Below are 21,084 nucleotides of genomic sequence, written 5' to 3'. Positions count from 1 at the left end.
GCCCGCCAACGCTGCGGCTGGATTGCAGGACCAATGATCGTCGGAGAATCGGGCCTCAAGGGTGACGCGCCCGCAAGCCAACAACGGACGCCCGGCACATCACTCGCCGAATACCCGGAACCACAACCGGCGTGGCTTCGAGCCAAACCATTGGCCACAAAGCAAAAGGCCCGATCGCGGTGCGATCGGGCCTTTGTTCTTGAGCTTGAGTGTTTGAGCCAGGTCCGGCGAGCGTCCGGCCCGGGACAGTTGGATCAGGCCGCCTTGGCCGTGATCAGGACATCTGCCACCGGCATCAGCACGTCATTGCCGAGCAGGAAGCCGCGGCAGCTGCGCAGCGAGCGCAGCGCGCGATTGAAATCGATACCGGTCGACACCAGCGCCCGCAGCGTCCGCGGATTGCGCACGATGCCGCGCAGCACCTTGCGCAGGTCGATGTCGCCGTTCGGCTTCACCGCGGATTTCGCAAGCTCGGGCAGCGCCCGGTGCGCGGGATCGCTGATCACGCGCAGCGCGGCGAACGGAACGCCCGCCTTCGCAGCATAGGCTGCCGCAATATGGCTTTCCATGTCGACTGCGGCTGCGCCCGTCATCGAGCGCAGCGCGGCCTTGCAGGCCTTCGCCGCGATCACCTCTTCGACGCCGGCAAGCCCGCCGCGGACGATCCTGCGGCGCTTCAGCGCGGCGCTGGCGATCATCTCTTCGTTCAGGGCGGACGCCGCCAGGAAACGGGTATCGCCGGACATCACCTCGGTCGCAACCACGACGTCGCCCGACTTCAGCGACGGATCGAGCCCGCCGGCCACGCCGAACGAAATCACGCCGCGGAAGCTCGTCGGATCCAGCGTCGCCAGCAATTCACGCAGCTGCTGCGGATCGCTCGAGCTGCAGATCACGATCATGCCGGGACCGGCTGCGATGCGGGCCTCCTGCACCAATCCAGTCACAATCAATACCGGCCGAGGATCAATTCTACTGCCCACGGTCTCGGCGGCCCCCGCCTCAACAATCACATCCCGACCCCTACCACCCTGCTATTGGTGCTTCTCAAATTCCGATACCGCGCCAGCGCCCAGAGCGGAAAGAACTTCGAGTAGCCATGATATCGCAAGTAAAATACCCGCGGAAACCCCGTAGCTGTGTATCGCTGCTCGTCCCACAGCCCTTTTTCCGTCTGTGTTGCCTTTAGGTACTCCACCCCCCGCGCAACAGCGGGATTTTCGACCTCTCCGGCCGCCATCAATCCAAGCAAGGCCCATGCCGTTTGCGAGGAGGTCGACGGCGCAACTTCATAACCCTTGTAATCCAGCCGGTAGCTGACGGCGTCCTCGCCCCAGCCGCCGTCCTGATTCTGGACCGACGCCAGCCAATCGACCGCTTTCCGAATCATCGGGTCGTTCCGATCGACCCCTGCGACATTTAGCGCGGAGAGCACCGACCAGGTGCCGTAGACGTAATTCAGGCCCCAGCGGCCGTACCAGGAACCCTCGGCGAGCTGGGTGCGGCGCAGATAGGCGATACCGTCGGCCATCGCCTTGTTGCTCTCGGCGGTCTCGCCGAGCTGGCCCAGCATCGAGATGCAGCGCGCGGTGACATCCTCGGTCGGCGGATCGAGCAAGGCGCCGTGATCGGAGAACGGGATGTTGTTGAGGTAATATTCGAGGTTGTTGACGTCGAACGCCGCCCAGCCGCCGTCGCGGCTCTGCAACCCCTCGATCCACTCGCGGCCACGCGCGATCGCCTCGTCATATTCCCCGGATCCGGTATGGCGCCGCGCGCGATCCATCGCCATCACCACCACGGCGGTGTCGTCGAGATCGGGATAGTGGTCGTTGTTGTACTGGAACGCCCAGCCGCCGGGACGGACGTCCGGCGCCTTGACCGCCCAATCGCCCTTCAGCTCCAGCACCTGGCGCGGCTTCAGCCAATCGAGACCCTGCTTGGCCTTGGCGAACGTATCGTCGCTGCCCGCTTCCAGAAGCGCGTGACAGGTCAGCGCGGTGTCCCACACCGGCGAGACGCAGGGTTGGCAATAGGCCTCGTGCTCGCCGATCACCAGCAGCTTGTCGATACCGCGGCGGGTGATGGCGCGCGGCGGAAAACTCTCGTCCTTGCCGAGCGCCTCATACATCATAACGATGTTGGCCATCGGCGGATAGATCGCGCCCATGCCGTCTTCGCCGTTCAGCCGCTCCTCGGTGAAGGCGAGCGCGGCGTCGATCGCGCGCTGGCGCAGGCGCTTCGGAAACATCGGCTCGATCACGCGCAGCACGGCGTCGAGCGAGCGGAACAGATAGAACCAGCTCGCGCTCTGATGCGGCGCCTTCGGCGCCATGCGGACCGATTTCGGATCCTCCAGGAACAATTCGTCGATGCCGACGCCCTTCGGATTCTTGGCGCGCGGCTTCAGCGCGGCGAGCACCATCAGCGGCACCATAGTGGTGCGCGCCCAATAGGAGATCTTGTTGATGTGGAACGGCGACCACATCGGCAGCAGCATGATCTCGATCGGCAGCACCGGCGTTGCGCGCCAGGTCACGACGCCATAGAGCGCAAGCAGGAAGCGCGTGAACACGTTGCTACCGGAAGCTCCGCCGCGCGAACGGATCGCTTCGCGCGCCCGCACCATGTGCGGCGCGTCGACGGAATCGCCGATCATCTTGAGCGCGAAGTACGACTTCACGCTGGCGCTCATGTCGAACGGGCCATCTTGCACCAGCGGCCAGCCGCCATGCGCGCCCTGCACGCGGCGCAGATAGTTGCCGATCTTGGCCTCGAGCGCGGCATCGACGGGCTCGGCCAGATAGTGACGCAGCAGGATGTACTCGGCCGGAATGGTGCTGTCGGCCTCGAGCTCGAACACCCAGTGTCCGTCGGACTGGCGATAGCCGAGCAGCGCTTCGGTTGCCTTGGAGATGCTCTTCTCCAGCGCGACCGGGTCGACTGCAACGCTGTGATCTCTCGAAAGCATTTCGCTCGATATCCTCTTCATTGCGGACCGGCTGATCGAAAGCCGCGGCCGCTTAACAAGTCGAATCTAGCGCTTGGCCAGAACCAGATCTGCGGCGCGATCACCCGAGCGCACCGACCCCTCGATGGTTGCCGGCAACCCGGTAGCAGTCCAGTCGCCGGCAAGGAACAGGTTTTTTTGCGCCGTCGCGGGCCCCGGACGCAGGGCGTTCTGTTCCGGCGTCGCCTCAAATGTGGCGCGGCGCTCACGCACGACCTGCCACGGCGGCAGGTCGCCGGAAACGCCGGATGCCTTGCAGATATCCCGCCAGATCGCCTGCGCGAGCTCCTCGCGCGGCATGTCGACCAGGCGGTCGCCGTTGCTGATCGTCACCGACAGCCGCTGCGGGAACGCGAACAGCCACTCCACGAGGCCGCCGACCACGCCGAGAATGGGCGCGGCGTCGCGCGGCGGATCGACGCGGAAATGCGCATTCACGATAGCGCGGAATTTGGTCGGGGTTTTCAGGCCGGGCAGCAGGGTTGCCGCGGCGCGCGGTGGCACCGCGAGCACGACGGCATCGTCGGCCGCCAGCGTGATCTTGTCGCCACCGCCGAAGTCGAGCTCACTGATGCGATCACCGGACATGCCAAGCGTACGCAATTCGTGACTGAACTGGACGCTGTGGCCCCGCTCCTGCAGCAGCTTCACGGCCGGCTCGATCAGCACCGAGCTCAGGCCGTCACGTGCGACCAGCGGACGGCAGGCCTGACCGCCGGCGAGCAGAGTCTCGCGCACGATGGCGCCGGCAAGCCCGGCCGAGCCCTCCGGCGGATCGACGTTCAATGCGGCGAGCAGCAGCGGCTGCACCAGGCGGTCATACAGCGTGCCCTTGCAGGGAATCGTGTTACCGACCAGCGCTTCGGTGCTGGCCCAGGCCAGCGGCGCCAATGCGAGATAATCGCGCAGACCGGTGTCCGGGACGCGGCGCGCCTCGTCGAACACCCACAGCGGCAGGCGGGAATCGCCGAGGTCGAGCTGCCAGCGCTGGCCGGAGGCCAGATCGACGAACGGAAACTGCGCGCGCGCAGGTCCCACGAGCCCCGCCTCGGTGCCGATCGAACGCGCGTAGCTCAGCGCGTGGCGGTTACCCGACAGCAGCAGATGGTTGCCGTTGTCGATGGTGAGATTGGTGGCCGCGTCGAAATAGGAGCGGCAGCGGCCGCCGGCCTGCTGCGTCGCCTCGTGGACGGCGACCTTGTAGCCGCCATTGGCGAGCCGCACGGCTGCGGAGAGGCCGGAAATACCGGCACCGATGATATGAACGGTCTTTTGCATCAGATGATCGCGTAACGAAGAAGAATGCCGATCTTGGCTGCCTTGGACACACGCACCGGCTCACGTGGAGCGGCGAAACCGCGCGCGATCAGGAGATCGAGGATCGCGCGGTAGTATTTCGACATGATCCGCGGCGCGCGCACGGCGCGGCGCGAATTGCGCTTCATGATCTCGTCGGACTTCTGGAAGTGCATCTTGGCACGCTCAGCAAGCGGCGCACAGACTTTCGGCAGCGCGCGATCGGCGGTGACGCGGTCCGGGTCGTTGTTGGTGATGCCGGCGTGCCAGAGCCATTCGCGCGGCAGATAGAGCCGGCCGAGACCGGCATCCTCGTCGATGTCGCGCAGGATGTTGGTGAGCTGCAGCGCACGGCCGAGGTGATGCGCGAGCTCGATGCCGTCCTCCTCGGGCAGGCCGAACACGCGCACCGACAGCCGGCCGACCGCGCTCGCGACGCGATCGCAATACAGGTCGAGCGTCGCAAGATCCGGCGCGCGGATGTCCTGCGGCACGTCCATCTCCATGCCGTCGACGATCGCGACGAAATCCTCGCGCTTCAGGCCGAAGGCCTTCACCGACGCGACATAGTCCTTCAGCCGCTCCGGCGGACGTCCCGCATACAGCGCATCGATATCGTCGCGCCACTGCTGCAAGGCGGCCAGGCGCTCCGGTCGCGGACCATCGGAATCGGCGATGTCGTCGACCTGCCGGCAGAAGCTGTAGATCTGGAACATCGCCTCGCGCTGCGCGTGCGGCAGGATGCGCATCGCGGCATAGAACGAGCTGCCCGACGCGGCGCTTCCGTAATTTGCGTTGGCCGCCGCCTCAGCACTCATGCCCCTGCCGCCGTCTTGGAGACCGCACGCCGTCCGATCGCCCGCCGCGCCGTCTCGCCGGCAACGCCGCCAAGGCTCTGCAGCAGCAATTCGACCGGGCCCAGATGCACGCGCTCGCTGAGCGGGTCGCGCACCTTCAGCATGTTGACGATCTTGTCGGCGAACGCCTGGATCACCGAGATCTCGAGCCCGAGCCGGAAATCCTTCACTTCGGCGGCGAGCGACTTGCTCTGGTCGAGCAGCGCCTCGGTGCGCACCGCGAGCGCCTGCAGGCATTTGAGCAGGGCCGGCTGCGACTTCGCCTCGCCGAGCATCTCGACGGACGCACCCGCAGCGGCCAGCGCATCGCGCGGCAGGTAGACGCGGTTCAGGTTCCGATAGTCCTTGCCGCAGTCCTGCAGGTGATTGTTGATCTGCAAGCCGGCGCAGAGCGCGTCCGACGCCGCCCAGGTCGAAATATCCTCGCCATGCACGTCGAGCATGAAGCGCCCGACCGGCATCGCCGAGTAGCGGCAATAGTCGATCACGTCGTCCCAGTTTTCGTAGCGCAGCTTGGTGACATCGAGGCGGAACGCCACCAGCACGTCGAGCGCATGCCGCGGCGCCATGCCGCGCTCGGCGAAAGCGCGGCGCAGGCTGACCGCTTCCTTCTGGCTATCGCCATTGCCGAGCAGCTCGGCCTCCATCAGGTCGAGATAGCGCAGCTTCTCCGCAGGCGGCAGCGTGGCGTGATCGGCGATATCGTCGGCAGTGCGGACGAAATTATAGAAGGCCAGAATCAGGGCACGATGCCGCGGATGAATGATCCACGACGCGACCGGAAAATTCTCGTCGCGGTGGGTCTTTCCGGATCGCAGGTCGCTCGCGGTGGTCATGGGAAATTTAGACTACACTGGTCATGGCACGACGCAGGCGCGGACGGTCAGGCGCATGCGGGGGATTTGCGAGCCCCATATAGGGGAATACGCCACCAAAACCAATGCTATCTGTGACCGCCAGCATATGCGGCCGCGGCCGGCATGACTGCCAGCCGCGGTGTCGATAGCGGTCCCTTGAGACCTGAATCCGGTCTTATTGGCCGTGGCTCTTCAGCACTTGGTCGCAGGCGGCGCTGATCTTGCTGCGGTTCTGCTGCAGGCAGGCAAGAATGGTGAAATCGCCCTGATCGATGACGGAGCGGCAGTGACGCTGCACGTCGCGCGTGCAGGCCTTCTGCTCATCGGGCGTACCGCGCCCTTGCTGCTGGGCGAAGGCGCTGGACGAGAGCGGGATCGACAACAGGGCAACAGCCAGGAGAAATTTACGCATCGTATTCCTTCATTTCCGACAGCAGAAAATCTGTTCCCGAAACGCGTTTCGGCATGGCCGGGACGGATTTTGAGGATTGCAGACGCCACGTAACGCGGCAACGGATTGACGACAAGCACTGCTAAATGCGGCTAAATTTGCGGCGCTGTAAACCCCCGCCTAAGCTATTGAATTACAACAACGATTCATGCCATCACTTTGTCGCGTTTGGGTATTGCGGATCGCACTCGCGCAAAGCTAGATGCCATCAAGGGGGCAACGGTTTCCGATTCTGTTCGTTGACAACAGGGCTCGCGCGCGCGGCTTCTGTCGTTTGAACCTAACATTCTTGGGTGACACTAAACCTTCGATGCGGCGAGACGCTTTCTTCCGACAGAGGCGTTGATTTTGATGGGAAAATTCACAATGAAACTGTTTGGTTCCAGCCTTTATGGTCAGGCCCTCAGAGCTGTGGCCGTCGGCGCCGCACTGATGCTGTCCGCCTCCGCAGTCCATGCCCAGGCCAATGGTCCATTTGCCGGTTTTGCCGGCTCGTGGACCGGAACGGGCACGGTGGCGTTGTCCAACGGCACGACCGAACGCATTCGTTGCAAGGCGGATTACAAGGTCGCGCCATCGGGCATGAACCTGAAGCAGTCGCTGCATTGTGCGAGCGACAGCTACAAGTTCGACCTTTCCAGCGACGTCACCAGCCAGGGCGACCGGATCTCCGGCAACTGGAGCGAGGCGAGCCGCAACATCTTCGGCAATTTGCAGGGCACCGCGGGTGGCGGCCGGATCGACGTGTTTGTCGAGGCGTCCGGCTTTGCCGCAAACCTGAACCTGCAGACCAACGGCTCCAAGCAGGTGGTGCAGATCGACTCCAAGGGCGAGATCCGCGGCGTCACGATTACGATGACGAAGACCTGACGTTCCCGAGCGATTTCACGCGCGAACAAAAAAAGGCCCGGTTCCGAACGCTTCGGAACCGGGCCTTTTGTTTTCGGTCAATCAGGCCTTCTCGATCGGCACCGGTTGCCCGCCCTTGCCGCGCAACTTTTGCGACAGGTTGATCAGGAACATCGAGGTCGGACGCAGGATGAACAGGTCCGCGACCAAGGCCGCGACCATCGAGAACGCGCTGAGCCAGCCGAACAGCCGCAGCGACGGCAGGTCGGAGAACACGGTGACGACGAGGCCGCAGGCCAGCACCACCGTGGTCAGGATCAGCGCCGGGCCGACCAGGACCGTGGCGCGCTCCACCGCAAGCTCCGGTGTCACACCGGGCTTGGTCTCGAGCCGCAAGCGATTGAGGAAGTGGATGGTGGCGCTCAGCCCGAGGCCGAACGACACGGTCAACGCCACGACGCTGGCGAATTGCAGCCCCTCCCCGAGCAACCACAGCACGGTGCCTGACAGCACCACCGGGAAGATGCCGGGCAGGATGCACGAGAACATCACCACCACCGAGCGGAACGCCAGGCCGATGAAAACCGCCACCAGCAGGAATTCGACGGTCAGGCCACGGTTCAGTTTTTCGATCATGTTGGCGCTGTTGCGCGCGGCGATCACCGACAAGCCGGTGACCGCAATCTCGTAGCCGGGATGCTCGGCGCGCACCTTGTCCAGCGAGCTATCCAGCTTGTTCACGACCGGAAGCAGCTGGCTCGAGTCGAGATCCGGGACCCGGCCCGACACCACGACCGCATCCTGATCCGCCGAGATGAAGCGGCGCACCAGATGCTCGGGAATCACGCCGACATATTCCTTCAGCGTTGCGACGTCATTACTGCCGGCCTTTTCGGCGAGCCAACGGCGCAGGGTCTCCAGCGACCAGACGTTGCCGACACCCGCCGCGGTTTCGACCATCGCGTGGACGTCGGCGATCGTCTTCAGGGTCTCCGGCGAGTAGAGCGATTCGCCCTTGGGGAATTCGATCAGCACATCGACCGGATTGGCGCCGGTCAGCTTGGCGTCGAGCCGGCTCGACGCCGCCACCGCCTGCCGCTTGTCCGGAACCTGGTCGGCGAGCCGGTAGCGCGGCTCGAGATTGGCGTAGATGACGCCAAGCCCGCCGACCACGATCACCGCGATCAGGCTGAACATCCCGGGACGGCCCACCATGCGCACCGCGATCCAGTAGCAGAAATTGCGCAGCGCCTGGACGCCGGCGTCGGCGCCCTGGAATTTTACCGCGAATACTTTTTCGTTGCGTACCAGAAGCATTCCGAATGCAGGCACCAGCGAGAGCACCGCGATCAGCGCAATGATGGTCGCTGCAAGCCCGGCCTCGCCGAATTTGCGGATCAGGTCGGAATCCGAGAATTGCAGCGCGATGAACGAGATGCCGGCGGTGCCATGCGTCAGCACGCAAGCCGGACCGACCACCATCACCGCATTCCTGAACGCAGTGTACTTGTCCTGGCCGGCGATCAGGCGGTCGCGTGCCGCAAACGTCAGCTGCATCGAGTCGGAGAAGCTGATCACCATGATGAGCGGCGTCATCACGTTCAGGAACATGTTGAGGTTGAAGCCGGCCCAGCCGAGGCCGCCGAGCGCGAGCAGGATCGCAATGATCGGCGGGAACGCGGCGATCACCATGAACGATATCTTGCGGAAGAAGATGATGGCGATGATGCAGCCAGCCAGAATGCCGAGGATATTGTAAGTCAGCCCGTCGCGCTTGACCGCGTTGCGGATTTCGAGCTGCATGACCGGGACGCCGGAAAGCTGGGCGTTGAGCCCGCTGCCGCTGAGATCATCGGCCATGATCTTTCTCATGTCCGCGACGACCTTGCTGAGCTTGTTACTGCCGACAACCTCAGGCTCGAGCGACAGTACGATCAGCGCCAGCGTGCCGTCCTCGGACAGCAGCTTGCCGCGAATGATCTCGTTGGATTTGACGGTCTCGACGAATTTGTCGTAGGCGGCGCCTTGCGGCAGCTCGGTCGGGAACAGCGCGGCTGGCAATTTGCCGGGCTCGGGCGCCTGGCGCGCCGAAAACAGCGAGACCAGACCGCGCACGCCCTCGACCAGTTGCAGGTCGGTGACCATGTCGCGGATCTTTTCGAGGTTCTGGCGCGCAAGGAGCGTCTTGCCCTCGACCACGACCAGCACGTCGAACTCGGTAGCCGGGAAGCGTTTGGTGACCGCTTCGTACTGCTTGTAATCCTTGGAATTGGAACGGAACAACTGGCTGAGCGAGTCGTCGATCTTGATGCGCTCGATACCGAAAACGGCCGCGACCATCAGCGCCAGCAGAATGATGACTGACAGGACCGGCGCCTTGATCGCGATCAGGCCGATACGCTCCAGCCCGAACGCGATGCTGGGGCCCGAACGCGGCTCTTCGACCTTCTCGACGTGGACCTGACTTTCGGAGTTCTTTTCGAGCATGCCCTGTCCAGTTCTGAAAACGGCGCAATCTGTCTTGCTTGGGTCTAGGGGCGCGAATGAGGCGGGTGAGCGCGGCTTATCGGCGCTAGTCCTTGAAAACACGCGAATATTGACCGGCGCCGGTTTTACCTGTCCGCCCCTTTGCTCGCAAGCGCGAGGGTAGAACCAAATGCGCGGGGAACCGCTGATCCCCGCTATTAAGTATCTGATTTGTCACACCCCGGTAGCGCATTCTGTGACGATCCACCGCCGCTTTCATCTTTCAACGCGATCCCGGTGATCTGGCGTGCCAAGCCTTCGCGCACAAGCCACGCGATCCTGAACGCGGCTTCCGGATAGCTCAGCCCGGCACGGTGGATGTTGGAGATGCAGTTGCGGTCGGCATCGCTGAGGCCGATCCGCGGCGCGAAGGTGAGATAGGCGCCAAGGCTGTCGGGCGCGGACAGGCCGGGCCGCTCGCCGATCAGCATCACCAGCATGCGCGCGCCGATGATGGCGCCGATCTCGTCACCGAGCGCGACCCGCGCGCCCGACGCGATGATCACCGCACCGGTGTCGATCCTGTCGGCCGCAAGCCGCGGCACTAGGTGCCGGATCAATTCGACGGCATGCACATTGACGGCAGTCGGCGACAGGCCGTCCCCGATCACGATCGCGCAGGAGCATGCGGTGATGCCGCTTCTCTCCAGCGACCGCCGCGACGCCGAATCCAGCATGCGTCCCAGATCGGGCCGGCGCAGATAGTCGCGCCGGCCGGGTGCCTGGCTCGACACCTCGTGCGGCCTGATATCGAGGGCGGCGAGACCGGCTGCAATGCCGCTGACATCGAAGGCCGCGTGAACAGCGTCGCGGGCGCGGGCGTGGTCGAGCGTGAACGAGAGCAACGCATCGGTCGGCAGGCTGGCCCCGGACCGGCCGAGGCCGATGCGCGCCGGCGTGAGGTCGCGCAAATCGGGAAGCGACGGGGACGATGGCGCCGGCGGTGTCGTCATGCTGTCATTCGGCGGGAACAGAAGCCTCGCGCAGCCGAATCGAGTAGTTCGAGGCGTTCTGCCGGCCGCTGGAGGCTGCGCGCGCAAACGTGATCAGATGATGCGCAACCAGCGTCGCCGAGATCAGCCCCTCGATGTCGCCGCGCTTGAGCCGGCCGAGCGCAAACTTCCAGAACACGCGCTTGTAGTCGCCGAGCACGCCGACCTTCCAGAAGATGTTGCGCAGCATGATCAGGCCGCGCCGGATGTTGGCCCAGCTCTTCATCTCCGGGCTGACCGGCACCTTGATGCGGTTGGCATAGGTGTAGTTGCATTGATGCAGGTAGCGCTCGAACAGCTTCTCGGGCTGGTAGGCGATCTCCATGCATTTGCGCCAGGAGCTGACCACGTCCTCATAGGGCAGCAGGAATTCGACATTGGAGTCGCGGCCCTCGTCATCGACCAGCCGGCCCGCTTTTTCGAGCCGATCCCACAGCGGCGTCTTGGGCAACGCCTGCAGCAGGTTGATTGTGAGCAGCGGAATCCGGGACTCGTCCACGAAGGAGAGCAGCGCGTCAGCGGTCTGAGGCTTGTCGGTATCGAGCCCCATGATGATGCCGGAGACGACCTCCATACCGAACGAATTGATGGTGCGCACGCCCTCCAGGATCGGAACCATCATGTTCTGATCCTTGTGCATCGCCTTCAGCGCGTCGGGATCGGGCGTTTCGATGCCGACGAAGATCGTCACAAAGAAGGCCTCGCGCATCTTCTCCAGGATCTCGGGGCGCTTGGCGATGTTGAGCGTCGCCTCACAGGCGAGCCGCGTGACATAGCCGGTCCGCTTCTGCCACTCGATCAGATGCGGCAGCAGCTCGGCTGCCGCCTTGCGGTTGCCGATGAAATTGTCGTCGACGAAATAGACGGTGTCGGTCGCACCGCAGGCGCGCAGCTTATCGAGCTCGGCGATGATCTGCTGCGGCGACTTCAGCCGCGGATTGCGGCCGTAGAGCCCGGGGATGTCGCAGAACTCGCACTGATAGGGGCAGCCCGAGGAGAACTGGATGCTGCCGAGGAAGTACTTCTTGGTTTCGGCGAGCTCATAGGCCGGTAGCGGGAATTCCGTCATCGGCAGGCGGTCGACGGTCTTCAGCACCACCTGCTCGTCCGGACGGCTGGTGTCCTGCTCCAGACGCCTGAACAGCTCATTGGTCGCATCGCCGAGCTCGCCGACATGAAGGTAGTCGAATGAGGGATAGTAGTCCGGACAGGCACTGACCGATGGGCCGCCGATCGCGACCACAAGCCCATGATCATGCGCGCGATGGCAGATGTCGTTCATCTGCTGGCGCTGGATGTGCATACCGCTGACGAACACCGCGTCCGCCCACTCGAAATCCTCCGTCGTCGCCGGACGCAGATTCTCGTCGACGAATCGGACCGGCCAGTTCTCAGGGAGGTATGCAGCGATCAGCAGCAGGCCCTGCGGCGGCATGAACGCCTTGACGCCCTCGGTCAGGGGATAGGAGTGCTCGAAGGTCCCAAAGGACGACGTATAGCGCGGAAAGACGCAGAGAATACGCCGTGCTGTCTTTATGCCCTCAGCTCTCATCAAACGACCCCGAAGCACCCGCAAATCTAACCATAGCGTGGAACGCTGGGCCAGAAATTCTTCAACATTGTGGCGCTTACCAACGTCACAACGGTGAGATAGTTGCTCTGCAGAATTTAGCTATCCCGTCAGGCCAAGAGCCTGGCGGCGAGGTCGGGCAGCTGCCCCGCATCGGCAACGAGGCGGAAGTCCTGCCCGGCAAGGCCGACGCGCGCGAGCCAGTCGTCGAATTCGGGCGCCCGCCTCACGCCGAACAGGTCGCGGATGTAGAGCGCATCGTGAAACGATGTCGACTGATAGTTCAGCATCACGTCATCAGCGCCCGGCACGCCCATGATGAAGTTCACGCCGGCCGCCGCAAGCAGCGTCAGGAGATTGTCCATGTCGTCCTGATCGGCCTCGGCGTGGTTCGTGTAACAGACGTCGATCCCGAGCGGCAGGCCGAGCAGCTTGCCGCAGAAATGATCCTCGAGCCCGGCGCGGATGATTTCCTTGCCGTCATAGAGGTATTCCGGACCGATGAAGCCGACCACGCTATTGACGAGCAGCGGATCGAACGCCCGCGCCACCGCATAGGCCCGCGCCTCGCAGGTCTGCTGGTCGACCTGGTGATGGGCGTTGGCCGACAGTGCCGAGCCCTGCCCGGTCTCGAAATACATCACATTATCGCCGACCGTGCCGCGGCGGAGCGACAGGCCGGCTTCCCGTGCTTCCCGCAACAATGAGAGATCGACGCCGAAGCTGCGGTTGGCCGCCTCGGTGCCGGCGATCGACTGGAACACGAGATCGACCGGCAGCCCCTGCCCGATCAGGCCGAGCGTGGTGGTGACATGGGTCAGCACGCAGCCCTGCGTCGGAATCCCGAGCCGCGTGATGACGTCGTCCAGCAGCCGCAGCAGGCCGCCGATGACGTTCGGATCGTCGCTCGCCGGATTGATGCCGATGCAGGCATCGCCGGACCCGAGCAGCAGCCCGTCGAGGATCGAGGCGGTGATGCCCTTGGCATCGTCGAACGGATGGTTCGGCTGCAGTCGCGTGCTCATTCGCCCGCGCAAGCCGATGGTGTTGCGGAAGCGGGTCGTCACCTCGCATTTCTTCGCGACCAGGATCAGATCCTGGTTGCGCATCAGCTTCGACACCGCCGCCACCATCTCCGGCGTGATGCCGCGCGAGATCCGGCTGATCGCGTCACCGGTGGCGGCATCCGACAGCAGCCAGTCGCGGAAGCCGCCGACGGTGAGCGACGACACCGGCAGGAAGCCGGCAACGTCGTGGCTGTCGAGGATCAGGCGGGTGACTTCGTCGTCCTCATAGGGGATGACGGGCTCATCGAGGAACTGCTTGAGCGGAACGTTGGCAAGCGCGAGCCGCGCAGCGATCATCTCCGCGGCGCTGTCGGCCGCGATGCCGGCCAGCCGGTCGCCGGACCGCGGCGGCGAGGCCTTGGCAAGCAGGATGCGCAGATCGTCGAATGCATAATTGGTGGCGTCGATGGTGTGACGATAGAGCATGGGGAATTCGCGTCGAGGCTGGGGACGGCGTAACCTAGCACCTCTTTGCGAAAGTCGTGCCATCAGCTTCGCCCTGTGTGCCGAGGGGATGTTGATGAATGAGGATGATGGCGGTCCGTCATTCAACACGGCGGCAAGCCGCCGCCACCCCGTCGCTGCGAAGCGGCTCATAAGACATTGGTATTATTTAGAGATTTTAACGGTTGCGGCGGCGCAGAACGCACGCGTTAAGAGATTGTCCATGAAGATTTTGCATAAGCTTTAATTGGCCGAAGGTACTCCCCGGCCTCTTGGAGTGCCCGCAATGCCGTCCCCCGCCACATTCCCCATCTCCACATCCCGGCCTCCAATGGCATCCCGATTCTCGCTTGCTGCCAGGCTGTACTCGACGTTTGCGCTGATTGCGGCGCTGACCGCCGCCATCACCGTGCTGTCCGACTACAACGCGCGGCGCAATGCCGAGCTGACCGAGGCCGTCGACCTCGCAAGCCGCGCCGCGCTCAATGTCGAGCGGGTCAACTCGCTGGTTTATGCGGTGGTGATGGAATCCCGCGGCGTCTACATGTCGACCGACCCTGCGGCAGTGAAGAAATACGGCGCCGGGCTGCTGGCGTTCAACGACCGCATCCTCGGCGTGGTGAAGAACTGGGAAACCCTGGTGCAGGCCGACGACGCCGCGCAGTTCACGGTGTTCAAGCAGCGCATCGAGCAGTTCGTCGAGTTCCGAAAAGAGCTGGTCCGCCGCGGCATCGAAATCGGCGCCGCCGCCGGGCGCGAGTGGGGCGACAACGACGCCAACCGCGACGTGCGCACCGCACTGAACAAGGACCTCGAGGCGCTGTCCAAGGTCTACGCCGAGCGCAGCAAGAAGCTGGCACAGCAGACCGACACCAACCGCGAGCTGGCGCTGCTCCTGACCGGGCTCGGTGCGGCGGCCCTGATCGTGGTGGTGCTCGGCGTGCTGATCATCGCCCGCTCGGTGGCGCGGCCACTGTCGCAGATCACCACGACCATCAAGCACGTCGCCGAGGGCGCCGACCATGTCGACGTGCCGCATGTCGGGCGCAGCGATGAAATCGGCGCACTGGCGCGCGCCATCAAGGTCTTCCAGGAGGCGATGGACCGCAATCGCAGCCTGAACGCGCAAGTCGTGCAGGACTCCCAGGCCCGCGATGCCCGCGGCCGGCATATCGAAAGCTTCGTCGAGACGTTCCGCGGCACCATCGGTGAGGTGATCCGCGCGGTGCACGACAACGCTGCCACGATGCGTCAAACCGCGCAGACCATCGCGACCGTCGCGACGGACGCCAGCGGCCGGACGATGGCGGCGGCTGGCGCGACCGAACAAGCCTCGAGCAACGTTTCTGCGGTGGCGAGTGCAGCCGAAGAGCTCTCCGCCTCGGTCGAGGAGATCGGCCGCCAGGTCAAGCAGTCGTCCGGGGCGGTCGATCAGGCAGGTGCACGCACCGACCGGTCGATCACCGAGATCGAGAGCCTTGCCGCCACCACCCAGCGCATCGACGGCGTGCTGAACCTGATCCAGGCGATCGCCGAGCAGACCAACTTGCTCGCGCTCAACGCCACCATCGAAGCCGCCCGCGCCGGCGATGCCGGCCGCGGCTTCGCGGTCGTTGCGCACGAGGTCAAGGCGCTGGCCGGGCAGACCGCCAAGGCAACCGCCGAGATCAGCGAGAATGTCGGCCTGATCCAGGCTTCGACCCGCAACTCGGTGGCCGCCGTGCGCGAGATCGGCCAGGCGGTGCGCGAGATCAGCAACGTCACCGCCAACATCGCAAGTGCGATCAGCCAGCAGGATGCAGCCACGCGCGAAATCTCCGCCAACGCGCAGATGGCCGCCCAGGGCAACGAAACCCTGGTGACGAATGTCGGCTCGCTCCGCGACGACATGGACCAGACCAGCAAGGCGGCGGAATCGGTGCTCGCGGCATCGAACGATCTGACCGCAACCGCCGAGACGCTGTCGCGCGAGGTCGAGCAGTTCTTCCGCAACTTGCGCAGCGACGCCGCTGAGGATCTGCGACGGACCGGAACCTGAACGGATCAGGCAGTCTGTCCGGGTCCCGCAGCAGGTTCCGACCAATCCGGAATGGTTAAGACTATCGCAACGCATGGGCGCAAATTGCCTGTGGTTGAGGTCGCCTTTCTCAATTTGATGCCCCTATAGAAGCGGACAGAGCGCGGGGGGCGCGGGGAAGTGGAAGCGAGCAATGAACGGGCTGTTGCCAAGGCCGAAGGCGGTGCCGACCAAACGGCTCCTCGCGCTCGGGATCGGTCTCGTCTTGTGCTTTTCAGCGATCTGCGCGTCCATTCTCTGGGAGATGGCCGGCAAGGACTATCAGCATGCCAAGGAAGGCGCGACCAACCTCGTCGCCTCCATCGCCAGCGAGATCGATCGCAACATCGAGCTCTATGACCTGTCGCTGCAGGCCGTCGCCGACGGCGTCAGGCTGCCGGAGCTCGGCAAGATCAGCCCGGAGCTTCGCCAGGTCGTGCTGTTCGACCGTGCCGCCACCGCCAAGGATCTCGGCTCGATCCTCGTGCTGAATACGGCGGGAGACGTCACGCTCGATTCCCGGACATTGACGCCACGGACCGCAAATTTCGCCGATCGGGACTTCTTCCGGGTGCATCAGGCGCGAGCCGACAGCGGACTGTTCATCAGCGCTCCCTGGGTGACTCCAGACGGCGAATATCTGATCAGCCTGAGCCGCCGCATCAGCAATGACGACGGGTCCTTTGCCGGCGTCGTCGCAGGCAGCATGCGGCTCAGCTATTTCCACAATCTGTTTCGTAAGCTGAGCTTCGGCCTCGGCGACAGCATGGCGTTGTTCAACACCGACGGCGTCATGCTGATGCGGGCACCGTTCGACATCGGCAAGATCGGGCAAAGCATCAGAGACTCACAGGTCTTCAAGCAGTTCCCGGCACGGCAATCCGGCTCCTACATGACGAAATCGCTCGTCGATCACGTCAGCCGGCTCTATGTCTTTCAGGCAGTCGGACACCATCCGCTGCTGATCGCCGAGGGCCTCGCGCTCGACGGCATCTATGCCGACTGGTGGCAACAGCTCTGGCTGATCGGAAGCGTGGTGGCGGCGCTCTGCGGCTTCTCGATCGTCTTGATGTTCTATCTGCTGGCCGCGCTCAAACGGCGGGCCGCCGCGGAAGGCCGGCTCGCGCACCTCGCGAACACCGATGCGCTGACCGGCCTCGCCAACCGCCGCCGCCTCGACGATACGCTTGACGTCGAATGGCGGCGTGGCATGCGCGCAAAGTCGCCGGTATCACTTCTGATGATCGACGTCGATCATTTCAAGACCTTCAATGACACCTACGGCCATCAGGCCGGCGACGCTGTGCTCGCCACGGTGGGACGCTGCATCGCAGCCAGCACCAAGCGCGCAACCGATCTCGGCGCGCGCTATGGCGGCGAGGAGTTTTCGGTGTTGTTGCCCGGCATCGGCAAGGCGGGCGCATTGGAGGTTGCCGAACAGATTCGCGCAAAGCTGACGGATGCACGCGAATCCGAGCACGAGTTGCCGACCATCAGCATCGGATTGTCTTGCCTCGTCCCGGATCACGAACGCACATCGCGCGATCTGCTCAAGGCCGCGGACCTCGCGCTCTATCAAGCCAAGCATGAAGGCCGCGACCGCGTCATCGTCAGCCCGATCGGGTGGGATAAATCGGGCAAGCGGCAGGTCGCCTGATCGAGATGGCGGCGGCGCGGTCGCACGCGCCCGCCCCCCACGGCTCACTCCACCGGCAACACGTCGACAGCGACGCTGAGCTTCTGCTTGCGCGCGCCGACGATGACGCCATCGACCGGCGAGACATCGGCGAAGTCGCGGCCGATGGCGAGAATGATGTGATCGTTGGCGACCATGAGATCGTTGGTCGGATCGAACCCGACCCAGCCGAGCTCGCTGCCGCACCAGACCGACACCCAGGCGTGGGTAGCGTCCGCGCCCTGCAGCCGCGGCTGGCCCGGCGGCGGAATGGTGCGCAGATAACCGCTGACATAGGCGGCCGGCAGACCGAGGCCGCGAAGCCCGGCGATCATCACATGGGCAAAATCCTGGCAGACGCCGTGGCGCTTTTCGAACACGTCGCGAAGCGGCGTCGAGATCACAGTCGCCTTGGGATCGTATTTGAAGTCACTGCGGATGCGGCGCATCAAATCGGCTGCACCGGCAAGGATGCCGCCGCCCGGCGAAAAACTCGCGGAAGCGTAGGCCGTCACCGGCCGCAGCACCGGCACCAGCGCGCTGGCGAAGACGTAGCCGACGGGCGAGGTTGCATCGAGGCTCAACGCCTCGAATGCGCTGTCGCGCACGTCCTCCCAGGGCAGGCTCGCCGCGTCGCGGGGCGGCGGCTGCCGCGCCACCGAGACCCGCGAGCGCGAATCGATCCGAAGACTGCGATGCGCGGTCTCGATCAGGACGCTTTCGGTCAGAGTGCCGAAGAAGTCGCGCCGCGCGGTGCGCTCCGCGGGCTTGGGACGTATCTCGACCGAATGGGAAACCAGTTGCTGCCCATCGCCGGTGATCGGCTCCAGCCGCAGCGAGCAGCGCGCGAAGCTGACCTGGGTCTCGTAGCTGTAGGTCGTGACGTGACGGATGTCGTAGATCACGCCAGCCCCGTGAGCTTCTCCGGCCGGCTGGCGTTCGGCCCGTGCGGGAAATAATGCAGCCCGACCGAGTCGGCGAGGTTGAGCAGGTCCTGCTCCAGCGCAAACAGCGTCTTGACGTCGAGACTACCGGCTTCGGCCGTCGTCAACATCGCCTCGAGCGCGACCGCGAGCCGCTGCGGCCGCTCGATCAAGCCGTGCTCCTTCAGGCTCGGCAGCGCGGCGATATGCTCGTTCAGCGCCGCGACCTGGAATGCGACCGAGCGCGGATTATAGGGGTCGAGCACGGCAAGATCGCGCACCGGCGTCAGCAGCGGCTGCACCAGATAGCGCGAGCGGTAGGTGATCTGGCAGTCGACCAGCGTCAGCAGGACGTCGAGATCCTCGTCACCGGCTTCGTCATAGGCGAACTGGCGAGCAAAGCGCGTGGTGTTGATGGCGCGCTCGGCACGGCGGCCCATCTCGAGGAAGCGCCAGCCGGCGGCGCGGTTCATGTTCTCCTGCGCGAGGCCGGCGAAGCTTGCGAGCTCCTGCAAGGTCAGCTCGGCTGCGCTGACGACGCCGTCATCGTCGTGAACCTCGATCGCGAGGCGATCCGCCATCTCGGTGATGACCTGCCAGGCGTCCGGCGACAGCCGCTCACGGAGCGAGGTTGCCGTGCGCTGCGCCGATCGCACCAGCGACAGCGCCGAGCCGAACTTCTCCTCGCTCTGCAATGCTTCGAGCGCGACCTTGGCGGGATTGGCGCGCGCGGTCTGCGAGGCCGCGCCCCAGGTGACCAGCATGCGCTGGATGCGCTCGGCCGAATGCACCGCCGGCGTCGGGCCGGTCGCATTCGCCCGCGCAGGATCGCGCAGCGGCGTGCACAGCGCGCGGATCAGCCGAATGGTGGCCTCGGCGCGCTCGAGGTAGCGGCCGAGCCAGAACAGATTGTCGGCCGCGCGGCTCGGCAGCACGCCGGCAATGCGGCGGATGCGGACGGTGTCGACCGCCGGCAGCAAGGTCGAGGTCGCAACCGCCTTGTCTGACACCACCCAGACGTCGGCGGACACTGCGCCATCGCCCATCGACACCGCGCGCGCATCCGCGCGATCGGCAATCCGGCAGAAACCACCGGGCAGCACGGTCCAGCCGTTCGGCGTCGCCGCCGCGAACACCCGCAGCACAAAGGGACGCGGCGCGATGCGGCCGTCCTCCCACACCGGCGTCGTGGACAGGCGCACCAGTTCCTGTCCGACGTAGTCGATGCCGCGATGGCTGATCGCATCCTTCAGGCGGTCGCGGTCCGCAGCCGACAATTCGCCCGGGAGCACCGGGCCATGGCCTGGAAAATCCGCAACGCCGCAGCCATAGGCGCCTTCGATTGCGAATTCGTCGAGCCGCGACAGCACCTGCTCGCGGGCGGACCTCTGGCCGCACCACCAGGTCGCGATGTGCGGCATCATCAGGTCTTCACTGAGCAGACGCCGACACAGATTGGGCAGGAAGCCGAGCAACGCCCTCGCCTCCATCACGCCCGAGCCCGGCATATTGGCGACCACGACGCCGCTCTTGCGCAGCACCTCGACGAGCCCGGGCACGCCGAGATAGGAGGAGGCGTCGAGCTCGAGCGGATCAAGCATATTGGAATCGACCCGACGCAGCAGCACGTCGAGCCGCTTCAATCCGGCAACGGTGCGGATATGGATGCGGTCGCCGGAAACCGCGAGGTCGTCGCCCTCGACCAGCAGGAAGCCGAGATAGCGCGCGAGCGTGGCATGCTCGAAATAGGTTTCGCTGAACGCGCCCGGCGTCAACAGGCCAATCCGCGGCTCGTCGCGGTCGGCACTGGCGCGCAGTGAATCGCGGAACGCCTCGAAGAACGGCGCGACGCGCTCGACATTCATCGACTTGTAGAGGTTGGAAAAGGCGCGCGACAGCACCAGGCGGTTTTCCAGCGCATAGCCCGCGCCCGACGGCGCCTGGGTGCGATCGCCGAGCACCCACCAGCGGCCGTCAGGCCCGCGGCCGATGTCGGCGGCGTAGAGATGCAGATAGCGGCCGCCCGGCGGCTTGATGCCGCTGACCGCGCGCAGATACTCGCTGCTGCCGGCGATCGCTGCGGCGGGAATCGCGCCTTCGGCGACGAGACGGCCATCGCCGTAGAGATCGGCCAGCACCATTTCCAATAGCTGGGCGCGTTGCGCGACACCGGCGGCGAGCTGCCGCCAATCGGCCGCATCGATGATCAGCGGCAGATGGCTGAGCGGCCAGATCCGGTCGGACGTATCGCCGGGCGCGCGATAGGTGACGCCGGCCTCGCGCAGATGGCGATCGGCGGAGGCGAAGCGCCGCTCGATATCGGCCGGCGACAGCCCGGCAAAAGCGTCGAAGAAGCGCGCCCAGACCGGCCGCGGCGCGCCGTTCTCGGCGATGTATTCATCGGGAATGCCGGGCAACCGGACATAGTCGCGGGTCCATTGCGCCATCCGGCGCTGGCCGGGACGGGCCCTGCTCTCTTGACTGCTTCCTTGGCCACCCGATGCGGTCATT

The 21,084-nt window shown here is 64.8% G+C and carries 15 protein-coding genes; 3 read left to right on the top strand and 12 right to left on the bottom strand.

Annotated elements, in window-relative coordinates; genetic code table 11:
* Window positions 1-254 precede the first annotated feature (254 nt).
* From ACE103_RS13935 to ACE103_RS13910, 6 genes are all read right to left on the bottom strand, one after another.
* Complete coding sequence (locus tag ACE103_RS13935; RefSeq protein WP_249788355.1) at window positions 255-938, bottom strand: phosphorylase; 684 nt, start codon at window positions 936-938, stop codon at window positions 255-257.
* 71 nt (window positions 939-1,009) lie between these two features.
* Window positions 1,010-2,971 (bottom strand): squalene--hopene cyclase, encoded by a 1,962-nt coding sequence (shc, locus tag ACE103_RS13930; protein WP_375779888.1) that lies wholly within the window; start codon window positions 2,969-2,971, stop codon window positions 1,010-1,012.
* Between the two features lie 66 nt (window positions 2,972-3,037).
* Entirely contained in the window at window positions 3,038-4,288 is a 1,251-nt protein-coding gene (hpnE, locus tag ACE103_RS13925; RefSeq protein WP_375779887.1) for a hydroxysqualene dehydroxylase HpnE, read from the bottom strand.
* On the bottom strand, window positions 4,288-5,124 hold the full coding sequence (gene hpnD, locus ACE103_RS13920; RefSeq protein WP_375779886.1) for a presqualene diphosphate synthase HpnD: 837 nt from the start codon (window positions 5,122-5,124) through the stop codon (window positions 4,288-4,290). Before hpnD ends, hpnE begins: the two co-directional genes overlap by 1 nt.
* Complete coding sequence (hpnC, locus tag ACE103_RS13915; RefSeq protein ID WP_223970886.1) at window positions 5,121-5,999, bottom strand: squalene synthase HpnC; 879 nt, start codon at window positions 5,997-5,999, stop codon at window positions 5,121-5,123. Before hpnC ends, hpnD begins: the two co-directional genes overlap by 4 nt.
* 196 nt (window positions 6,000-6,195) lie before the next feature.
* A complete protein-coding gene (locus tag ACE103_RS13910) occupies window positions 6,196-6,432 on the bottom strand; it encodes a cysteine rich repeat-containing protein (protein WP_223970889.1) in 237 nt (78 codons plus the stop codon).
* Window positions 6,433-6,837: 405 nt separating this feature from the next.
* Between ACE103_RS13910 and ACE103_RS13905 the strand changes: the two genes are divergently transcribed.
* Complete coding sequence (locus ACE103_RS13905; RefSeq protein WP_375779885.1) at window positions 6,838-7,341, top strand: hypothetical protein; 504 nt, start codon at window positions 6,838-6,840, stop codon at window positions 7,339-7,341.
* 81 nt (window positions 7,342-7,422) lie between these two features.
* On the opposite strand, the gene ACE103_RS13900 is transcribed toward ACE103_RS13905, so the two are convergent.
* The 4 genes from ACE103_RS13900 to ACE103_RS13885 form a co-directional block, all read right to left on the bottom strand.
* Window positions 7,423-9,807, bottom strand: a complete 2,385-nt coding sequence (locus tag ACE103_RS13900; protein ID WP_375779884.1) for an RND family transporter — start codon at window positions 9,805-9,807, stop codon at window positions 7,423-7,425.
* 197 nt (window positions 9,808-10,004) lie between these two features.
* Window positions 10,005-10,799: an ethanolamine ammonia-lyase subunit EutC gene (eutC, locus tag ACE103_RS13895; protein WP_375779883.1), complete on the bottom strand. Its 795-nt coding sequence runs from the start codon at window positions 10,797-10,799 to the stop codon at window positions 10,005-10,007.
* Between the two features lie 4 nt (window positions 10,800-10,803).
* Window positions 10,804-12,390, bottom strand: a complete 1,587-nt coding sequence (locus tag ACE103_RS13890) for a B12-binding domain-containing radical SAM protein (protein WP_375779882.1) — start codon at window positions 12,388-12,390, stop codon at window positions 10,804-10,806.
* A gap of 128 nt (window positions 12,391-12,518) precedes the next feature.
* On the bottom strand, window positions 12,519-13,901 hold the full coding sequence (locus ACE103_RS13885; RefSeq protein WP_375779881.1) for an ethanolamine ammonia-lyase subunit EutB: 1,383 nt from the start codon (window positions 13,899-13,901) through the stop codon (window positions 12,519-12,521).
* 349 nt (window positions 13,902-14,250) lie between these two features.
* Here ACE103_RS13885 and ACE103_RS13880 point away from each other — a divergent pair, with 349 nt between their 5' ends.
* Together ACE103_RS13880 and ACE103_RS13875 are read left to right on the top strand one after the other, a co-directional pair.
* On the top strand, window positions 14,251-15,957 hold the full coding sequence (locus ACE103_RS13880) for a methyl-accepting chemotaxis protein (RefSeq protein ID WP_375779880.1): 1,707 nt from the start codon (window positions 14,251-14,253) through the stop codon (window positions 15,955-15,957).
* 172 nt (window positions 15,958-16,129) lie between these two features.
* Entirely contained in the window at window positions 16,130-17,632 is a 1,503-nt protein-coding gene (locus ACE103_RS13875; RefSeq protein ID WP_375779879.1) for a diguanylate cyclase, read from the top strand.
* 44 nt (window positions 17,633-17,676) lie between these two features.
* Here the strand turns inward: ACE103_RS13875 and ACE103_RS13870 are convergent, their stop codons facing one another.
* Together ACE103_RS13870 and ACE103_RS13865 are read right to left on the bottom strand one after the other, a co-directional pair.
* Complete coding sequence (locus ACE103_RS13870; protein WP_375779878.1) at window positions 17,677-18,555, bottom strand: transglutaminase N-terminal domain-containing protein; 879 nt, start codon at window positions 18,553-18,555, stop codon at window positions 17,677-17,679.
* Window positions 18,552-21,083 carry a circularly permuted type 2 ATP-grasp protein gene (locus ACE103_RS13865; RefSeq protein ID WP_375779877.1) on the bottom strand — a complete coding sequence of 844 codons (2,532 nt, stop codon included), beginning with the start codon at window positions 21,081-21,083 and terminating at the stop codon, window positions 18,552-18,554. The genes ACE103_RS13870 and ACE103_RS13865 overlap by 4 nt, the downstream gene beginning before the upstream one ends.
* Window position 21,084 lies beyond the last annotated feature (1 nt).

Source organism: Bradyrhizobium sp. ma5, from assembly GCF_042258955.1.
In the GTDB taxonomy this organism is placed as follows: domain Bacteria; phylum Pseudomonadota; class Alphaproteobacteria; order Rhizobiales; family Xanthobacteraceae; genus Bradyrhizobium.
This window is presented reverse-complemented; position numbering and strand designations above follow the sequence as displayed.

Bases quoted from the DNA above. Each gene is read 5' to 3' on its own strand.
- ACE103_RS13905 (WP_375779885.1), top strand. From the start codon at position 6,838: ATGAAACTGTTTGGTTCCAGCCTTTATGGTCAGGCCCTCAGAGCTGTG.
- shc (WP_375779888.1), bottom strand. From the start codon at position 2,971: ATGCTTTCGAGAGATCACAGCGTTGCAGTCGACCCGGTCGCGCTGGAG.
- ACE103_RS13885 (WP_375779881.1), bottom strand. From the start codon at position 13,901: ATGCTCTATCGTCACACCATCGACGCCACCAATTATGCATTCGACGAT.
- hpnE (WP_375779887.1), bottom strand. From the start codon at position 4,288: ATGCAAAAGACCGTTCATATCATCGGTGCCGGTATTTCCGGCCTCTCC.
- eutC (WP_375779883.1), bottom strand. From the start codon at position 10,799: ATGACGACACCGCCGGCGCCATCGTCCCCGTCGCTTCCCGATTTGCGC.
- ACE103_RS13900 (WP_375779884.1), bottom strand. From the start codon at position 9,807: ATGCTCGAAAAGAACTCCGAAAGTCAGGTCCACGTCGAGAAGGTCGAA.
- hpnC (WP_223970886.1), bottom strand. From the start codon at position 5,999: ATGACCACCGCGAGCGACCTGCGATCCGGAAAGACCCACCGCGACGAG.
- ACE103_RS13875 (WP_375779879.1), top strand. From the start codon at position 16,130: ATGAACGGGCTGTTGCCAAGGCCGAAGGCGGTGCCGACCAAACGGCTC.
- ACE103_RS13865 (WP_375779877.1), bottom strand. From the start codon at position 21,083: ATGACCGCATCGGGTGGCCAAGGAAGCAGTCAAGAGAGCAGGGCCCGT.
- ACE103_RS13910 (WP_223970889.1), bottom strand. From the start codon at position 6,432: ATGCGTAAATTTCTCCTGGCTGTTGCCCTGTTGTCGATCCCGCTCTCG.
- hpnD (WP_375779886.1), bottom strand. From the start codon at position 5,124: ATGAGTGCTGAGGCGGCGGCCAACGCAAATTACGGAAGCGCCGCGTCG.
- ACE103_RS13890 (WP_375779882.1), bottom strand. From the start codon at position 12,390: ATGAGAGCTGAGGGCATAAAGACAGCACGGCGTATTCTCTGCGTCTTT.
- ACE103_RS13880 (WP_375779880.1), top strand. From the start codon at position 14,251: ATGGCATCCCGATTCTCGCTTGCTGCCAGGCTGTACTCGACGTTTGCG.